The following is a 6576-nucleotide window of genomic DNA, read 5'->3' on the forward strand; positions in this document are numbered from 1 at the left end:
GGATTTGTGCTGGATATCAAATTTGTGTTCGACACATGTCCCCTGTGGGAGCTGGCTTGCCAGCGATGAGGCCATCACAGTCAACCCAAATTCCCAAGGGTCGACCCCCGCACAATCAACCGCGCCGAAAAATCCAGGGTCCGCACCGCCCCGTCATCCCCACGCAAGCGCTTGTGCAAACACTCAAACGCGCTGGCGCCAATCTCGGTGGTCGGCTGCGCGAGGGCCGTAATCCCGCTACCCACCAACGGGTACCAATCCAGATCATCCAGCGCAATCAGGCCGACGTCGTTAAACAGATCACACTGCAACTCGCGCAGCGCATGGGTACTGGCCAACGCCGCAATACCGTTCGCGCAAAACAGCGCTTTCGGGCCGGGGCCGGTTGTGCCGAGGAAGGTTTTGAGCTGTTCGGTCAGTTCGCTGCCGGTTTCGATAATGCTGCCTTGAAGGGCCGGGCGCAGGGCGATTTGCGCCTTGAAACTGCTGACCCGCTCAATCCGCGAACTGGTGCCGTCAAACGGTTCAGTCACCATCAACACATCGCGGTAGCCGCGTTCTTCAAGGTGTGTGAGGGCCATTTCGACGGCCGCCGGGTTATCCAGGCCGACGATGTCGCTGTCCAGGTTTTCGACTTTGCGATCCACCAGCACCATGGGCATTTCCCGGTGCAGTTCATGCAGTTCGTCGCGGTGATGGCCGAGGGTGTTCACGATCAGACCTTCGATGTTGTACGAGCGCAGCAGGGCCAGGTGCTGGCGTTCCTGCTCGTCGTCGCGGTCGGTGTTGCACACCACCAGGCTGTAGCCGTGCTTTCGGCAGGCGGTTTCTACCCCGTGCATCACGGCGATTGAATAAGGGTTGCGAATATCGGCCACCAGCATGCCGATAAGACGGGTGCGCCCACGTTTGAGGCCACGGGCCATCTGGTTCGGCCGATAGCCCAGTTCGGCAATCGACTGTTCGATGCGCCGGGCAATGGCGTCGGAAAGCAGGGCGCGGTCTTCGCCGATGAACCGCGAAACGCTGGCCTTGGAGACCTTGGCGTGTTCGGCCACGTCGAGCATGGTCACGCGGCTGCGCTGGGCGGCGGAGAAATCATTCACGGTCTGAAACCTTCTTATTGGATTTATAAGGCTGAGCGCATAGCGCTGAAACCGGTTTCAGAAGACACCAAAATTGAATCTGTCGTCAAGTGTTCGATGAGTCACAGTCCGACAAAAGCCGACCGATGGCGCTCAGCTCAGCAGGCTCAACCAAGCTGAACCCAGCAACAACAGGCCCATGCAGCGGTTGAAGCGTTGCATGGCAGGAGGTGAGCGCAACCAGCGTGCGGAACCGGCGCCAAGCAAAGCCCAAGCGCCGAGACACGGCAGCGATATCAAAAAAAACGCCAGCGACAGCGTCAGCACACGCGCCAAGCGGTTTTCACCGGTGCCGGCAAACACACTGACCACCGCCAGGGCCATCATCCAGGTTTTCGGGTTGATCCATTGCAGGCTCGCCGCGCCCAGCAGGCCCAGGCGCTTTTCGGCATTCTCGCAGGCAATTGACACGGCAGGGGCGCGGAAGATTTGCCAGGCCAGATAACTCAGCCACGCCACGCCGGCCCATTGCATGAGCGTTTGCAACAGCGGCCATTGGCTCAGCGTAGTCCCGGCGCCCGTGCCCACCAGCAACACCAGCAGCGCGGCGCTGGCACAGGCGCCAAGAATGATCGGAACAGCGGCGGACAAGCCGAATCGGGCGCTGTTGCTCAGCACCAGAATGTTGGTCGGGCCCGGGGTGATCGAAGCCACGAAGGCGAACAGCAAAAACGGCAGTAACGTCGGAAAAGAGGACAGCATCGCAGGCTAGCTCCGGTGAAGATCAGTGAACGTGATCTTCACCAACCAGGCGTTTATCTGTCTGGAAGATTTGAGCAGCGCTTGCGGTACAGCGCCGGCGTCAGACCGTAGGCGCGCACGAACCAGCGGCCCAGGTGACTCTGGTCGGCAAAACCCAACGTCGTTGCCACCGTGGCCGGTTGTGCGCCTCGGGCAAGCATTCGACGCGCTGTGGCCAGGCGCAATTGCACCAGGTATGCGTGGGGCGCGATGCCGTAGGCAGCCTTGAAGGCGCGGGTCAGGCGAAAGCGGTCGACGCCGGTGGCGGCGGCCAGTTGGTCGAGGCCGATGTCCGTTTGTGCGTTGGCGTGCAGGTATTCCCGAGCCTTTTGCGCAACCAGGGGTAAGCGCGGATCTTCGCCATAGCGAGTGCGCCAATGCAGGTGGCAGGTCAGGCGTTCGAGCAAGCCATCGAGAGCGGTCTGGCGGACGATCTTCAGTTCACCACCGTGCAGTGTCTCAAAGGCAAGGCTGGTGGCGTGGGCCAGGCGCGAATCATTGGCCAGGGTGGTGGCGAAACTCAACTCGCTGTTGTCCGGGGCATCGTTGAACACGGCACCGAGTTCGCGCTGCAACCACTGCGGGTCGAGGTACAACATGCGATAGGTAAAACCGTCGGCGGTCGGCGCATCGCCGTCGTGAATATCGCCTGGTTCCAGCAAAAACACCTTGCCCGGCGTGCTCTGATGCCTGGCACGCCGACAATTGAACTGCTGCACCCCTTGCTCGGTAACGCCCACCAGATAACTGTCATGCCAGTGCGGATCATAGGCATGCCCCTCGAAATGCGCGCGCAGGGTCTCGATGCCGGTGTCGGCGTCCTGGGCCAGATCGAGCCAGTTGTGAGAAGTCATGCGGCACCTGCGAGGCGGAAATCACAGCTCATTTAACGTCTTTGAGGGAGACCATGACTAGAACGTTTGTGCAGGGATCAATTGAATAGCCCTGCCGCAATATTGATAGAAAACCCGAGAATCGAGGTATTGAACAGAAAACCGATCAACGACTGCGCCAGCACGATCTTGCGCAGATCCCGGGTCGCCACGCCAACATCCGATGTCTGCACCGCCACGCCGATGGTGAACGAGAAGTACAGAAAGTCCCAGTAGTTGGGCGTTGTCAGCCCTTCGGCAAAGCGCAGTGCTGGCTCCTTGCCTTCCCAGGTGTAAAACAGCCGCGCGTAATGCACGCTGAAAATCACCCCGATCAATAGCCATGAACCGACCACTGTCAGTGCGGTGAAGCCGTAATGCAGCAGTTTGCGGGTGGTTTCCAGGTCCCTGCTGCCGGCCAGTTCGACGGCAATGGTTGCCAGGCTGGCAATCGCCGCAATGCACACCACGAACAGCACCAGCCCGGCATTTTCGTCTTCGATGTCGGCAATGCGTTTGACGTCAGCCGCCTTGGAGCGCGCGGCAAGCCAGAACATCAGAATCAGGTAAGTCCAGACCCCGACGTTCCAGCCAATGAGGATTTTGCTGATGATTGAATCGGCCGGAACAAGGACCCCGGCCGCGACACCAAAGGTGGCGGCGGCGGACAGGCGTGGGTGCGTGTGGGTGAGGAAGGGCATGGAGGCTCAATGAGTCAAGGCATTGCAGACACCTTAGCCCAGCGCAGTCTGTTATGACCACAATCCGAAGACGATGAGATCCCTGTGGGAGCGGGCTTGCCCGCGATAGCGGAGTTACAGTCAACATAGATGTTGAGTGTGATGGCTTCATCGCGGGCAAGCCCGCTCCCACAGGGATTTGTGTTGGGTCAGGTTTATTTGTGGCGTTTACGCACCAGTTTCATCACCACCACAAAAAACACTGGCACAAACAGCACCGCCAACGTCGCGCTGATCATCCCGCCGATGACCCCGGTGCCGATGGCTTGCTGGCTCGCCGAGCTGGCGCCGGTGGCGATCGCCAGGGGCACCACGCCGAGGATGAATGCCAGCGATGTCATCACGATGGGCCGCAACCGCAGGCGTGCCGCTTGCAAGGTGGCGTCGAGCAGGTCGTGGCCTTCGTCGTACAGGCTCTTGGCGAATTCGATGATCAGGATCGCGTTCTTCGCCGACAACCCAATGATGGTGATCAACCCGACCTTGAAGAACACGTCGTTGGGCATCCCGCGCAGGGTTACCGCCAGCACCGCACCGAGCACACCCAGCGGCACCACCAGCAGCACCGACGTCGGAATCGACCAGCTCTCATACAGCGCCGCCAGGCACAGGAACACGATCAGCAGCGACAGCCCGAGCAGGATCGGTGCCTGGCTGCCGGAAAGGCGTTCCTGCAATGACAGCCCGGTCCATTCCTGACCCAGTCCCACAGGCCCCAATGCCACCAGCCGTTCGATCTCGGCCATGGCTTCGCCGGTGCTGTGGCCGGGTGTCGGTTCACCGGAAATGGCTACTGCCGGGTAACCGTTGTAGCGGGTCAATTGCGCCGGGCCTTGAATCCATTTGGCCTGGACGAAAGCCGAGAGGGGTACCATTTTTCCGCTGTTGTTACGCACGTGGATCTTCAACAGGTCGTCAACCTGACTGCGTTGGTCGCCCTCGGCCTGCACCACAACGCGTTGCATCCGCCCTTGATTGGGGAAATCGTTGATGTAGGTCGAACCGACGGCAGTGGACAGCACGCTGCCGATGTCGGCAAAGGACACGCCCAAGGCATTGGCCTGTTTGCGGTCGACGATCAATTGCACCTGCGGCGCTTCGGCCAGGGCGCTTTCGCGCACGTTCATCAGGATCGGGCTCTTTTCGGCGGCCGCCAGCAACTCGCTGCGGGCCTGCATCAACGTGGCGTGGCCGAGGCCGCCGCGATCCTGCAAGCGGAACTCGAAACCGCTGGAGGTGCCGAGGCCGTCCACCGGAGGCGGCAGCACAGAGAAGGCCATGGCGTCCTTGATCTGGCTCAGGGCGATGTTGGCACGATCGGCAATTGAACTCGCCGAGTCATCGCTGCCACGTTGCGACCAATCCGTGAGTGTCGAGAACGCCAGCGCCGCGTTCTGCCCGCTACCGGAGAAGCTGAAACCGAGAATCACCACGCTGTCGCCGATACCCGGCTCACCGGCGTTATGCGCTTCGATCTGTTCGGCCACCTGCACGGTACGGTTCTTGGTGGCGCCGGGTGGCAACTGAATGTCGGTAATGGTGTAGCCCTGATCTTCCACCGGCAAAAACGAAGAGGGCAGGCGCGCGAAGCACAATCCCAGACCGACCAGCAGCACGCCGTAGATCAGCAGATAGCGACCGGTGCGTTTGAGGGCATAGGCGACCCAGCCCTGATAGCGGTCGGTCAGTTGCTCGAAACGACGGTTGAACCAGCCAAAGAATCCGCTTTTTTCATGATGCTCACCCTTGGCGATCGGTTTGAGCAGGGTCGCGCACAGCGCCGGGGTCAGGGTCAGGGCGAGGAACGCCGAGAACAGGATCGAGGTGGCCATCGACAGCGAAAACTGCCGGTAGATCACCCCGACCGAACCCTGCATGAATGCCATCGGAATAAACACCGCGACCAGCACCAGGGTGATGCCGATGATCGCCCCGGTGATCTGCTTCATGGCTTTGCGCGTGGCGTCCTTGGGCGACAGGCCTTCGTTGGCCATGATTCGCTCAACGTTCTCCACCACCACAATCGCGTCGTCGACCAGGATACCGATGGCCAGCACCATGCCAAACATGGTCAGCACGTTGATCGAGAAACCCAGGGCGAGCATGGTCGCAAAGGTGCCCATCAGCGCCACCGGCACCACCAGCGTCGGGATCAGCGTGTAGCGGATGTTTTGCAGGAACAGAAACATCACGGCGAACACCAGCAACATCGCCTCGCCGAGGGTGTAGACCACTTTGGTGATGGAGACTTTGACGAACGGCGAGGTGTCGTAGGGAATCTTGTATTCGACGTTCGCCGGGAAGTAGCGCGACAGCTCGTCCATCTTCGCCCGCACCAGGGTGGCGGTGTTGAGGGCATTGGCGCCGGGCGAGAGTTGCACGCCGACGGCGGTCGACGGCTTGCCGTTCAGGCGCGTGGAAAACTGGTATTCCTGGCTGCCGATCTCGACCCGCGCGACATCGCCGATGCGCACCGTCGAGCCATCGGGATTGGCCTTGAGCACGATGTCGGCGAATTCTTCCGGCGTCGATAACTGGCCTTTGACCAGAATGGTCGCGGTGATTTCCTGGCTGCTGCGGCTCGGCAAATCACCGATGCTGCCGGCCGAGACCTGGGCGTTCTGGGCGACGATGGCCGCGTTGACATCCGCCGGGGTGAGGTTGAAACCGATCAGCTTCTGCGGGTCGATCCAGATGCGCATCGCTCGTTCGGCGCCATACAGCTGCGCCTTGCCGACGCCGTCCAGGCGCTTGATCTCGTTCATCACGTTGCGCGCCAGATAATCGCTGAGCGCCACGTCATCGAGCTTGCCGTCGCTGGAGGTCAGGGTAATCAGCAAGAGGAAACCGGAAGAGACCTTTTCCACCTGCAAACCCTGCTGATTGACCGCTTGCGGCAGACGCGACTCGACCACCTTCAGGCGGTTTTGTACATCGACCTGCGCCAGCTCGGGGTTGGTGCCCGGCTGGAAAGTTGCCTTGATCGTCGCGCTGCCCAGGCTGCTCTGCGATTCGAAGTAGAGCAGGTGATCGGCGCCGTTGAGTTCCTCCTCGATCAGGCTGACCACGCTTTCATCG

Annotated in this window: 5 protein-coding genes; all 5 read right to left on the reverse strand. The window is 60.8% G+C overall.

Going from position 1 to position 6576, the window contains the following annotated elements:
* Window positions 1-80: 80 nt before the first annotated feature.
* Window positions 81-1106 (reverse strand): LacI family DNA-binding transcriptional regulator, encoded by a 1026-nt coding sequence (locus D8U69_RS26615; protein ID WP_130908184.1) that lies wholly within the window; start codon window positions 1104-1106, stop codon window positions 81-83.
* A 132-nt stretch (window positions 1107-1238) separates the two neighbouring features.
* Complete coding sequence (locus D8U69_RS26620; RefSeq protein ID WP_130908183.1) at window positions 1239-1847, reverse strand: LysE family translocator; 609 nt, start codon at window positions 1845-1847, stop codon at window positions 1239-1241.
* A 53-nt stretch (window positions 1848-1900) separates the two neighbouring features.
* Window positions 1901-2740 carry an AraC family transcriptional regulator gene (locus tag D8U69_RS26625; RefSeq protein WP_130908182.1) on the reverse strand — a complete coding sequence of 280 codons (840 nt, stop codon included), beginning with the start codon at window positions 2738-2740 and terminating at the stop codon, window positions 1901-1903.
* Between the two features lie 77 nt (window positions 2741-2817).
* Complete coding sequence (locus D8U69_RS26630; protein WP_056852741.1) at window positions 2818-3459, reverse strand: DUF1345 domain-containing protein; 642 nt, start codon at window positions 3457-3459, stop codon at window positions 2818-2820.
* A 194-nt stretch (window positions 3460-3653) separates the two neighbouring features.
* A partial coding sequence (locus D8U69_RS26640; protein WP_130908487.1) for a multidrug efflux RND transporter permease subunit occupies window positions 3654-6576 on the reverse strand: 2923 nt, incomplete at its 5' end.

Source organism: Pseudomonas sp. Sample_16 (assembly GCF_004307665.1).
Taxonomy (GTDB): Bacteria; Pseudomonadota; Gammaproteobacteria; order Pseudomonadales; family Pseudomonadaceae; genus Aquipseudomonas.